Below are 880 nucleotides of genomic sequence, written 5' to 3'. Positions count from 1 at the left end.
GGCTCTGTTGCAAAGATTGGCGGCAGTCAGAGGTAGGCTGTCGCTCTGCGCCGATCAGGCGGCTGCTGCGAAATGGTGGTTGAGCATGCCCATGGCCTCCGTCAGCGCCGAGGGCCCAATGCCAAAAGCTCTCTCCACAAGGCGCACCTCGCCCCTGATGCCGGGCTGCAGGCACCAGGGGCGAGCCTGTCCTTTGCGCAGGGCTCGCATGACTTCGAATCCCTTGATCGTGGCATAGGCCGTGGGGATCGATTTGAAACCGCGCACCGGCTTGATCAGTATCTTGAGCTTTCCGTGATCGGCCTCGATCACGTTATTGAGATACTTCACCTGCCGGTGGGCCGTCTCCCGGTCCAGCTTTCCTTCGCGCTTCAATTCGGTGATCGCTGCACCATAGCTCGGCGCTTTGTCGGTATTGAGCGTGGCAGGCTTTTCCCAGTGCTTCAGGCCTCGCAGGGCCTTGCCCAGGAACCGCTTCGCTGCCTTGGCGCTGCGGGTCGGCGACAGGTAGAAATCGATCGTGTCGCCCCGCTTGTCGACTGCCCGGTACAGGTAGGTCCACTTGCCCCGCACCTTGACGTAGGTTTCATCCAGGCGCCAGCTCGGATCAAAGCCACGCCGCCAGAACCAGCGCAGCCGCTTCTCCATCTCCGGGGCGTAGCACTGGACCCAGCGATAGATCGTCGTATGGTCGACCGAAATGCCGCGTTCCGCCAGCATTTCCTCAAGGTCGCGATAGCTGATCGGATAGCGACAATACCAGCGCACCGCCCACAGGATCACATCACCCTGGAAATGGCGCCACTTGAAATCCGTCATCGTTCCGTCCGTCCAATCTCCGCCAAGCATGCTCAAGCTTCACGATTTTTGCAACAGAGCC

Annotated in this window: 1 protein-coding gene; it reads right to left on the bottom strand. The window is 60.6% G+C overall.

Annotated features, from left to right (window positions below):
* Positions 1-54: 54 nt before the first annotated feature.
* Positions 55-819 carry an IS6-like element IS6100 family transposase gene (locus LL236_RS14740; protein ID WP_001389365.1) on the bottom strand — a complete coding sequence of 255 codons (765 nt, stop codon included), beginning with the start codon at positions 817-819 and terminating at the stop codon, positions 55-57.
* Positions 820-880: the final 61 nt, after the last annotated feature.

Origin of the sequence: Microbacterium schleiferi, from assembly GCF_020781975.1 — a bacterium.
Taxonomy (GTDB): Bacteria; Actinomycetota; Actinomycetes; order Actinomycetales; family Microbacteriaceae; genus Microbacterium.
Note: the sequence above shows the minus strand (reverse complement) of the source record. Positions and strands in the feature narration are given on the sequence as shown.

Excerpts from the sequence above, each read along its gene's own strand:
- LL236_RS14740 (WP_001389365.1), bottom strand. The coding sequence starts at position 819 with ATGACGGATTTCAAGTGGCGCCATTTCCAGGGTGATGTGATCCTGTGG.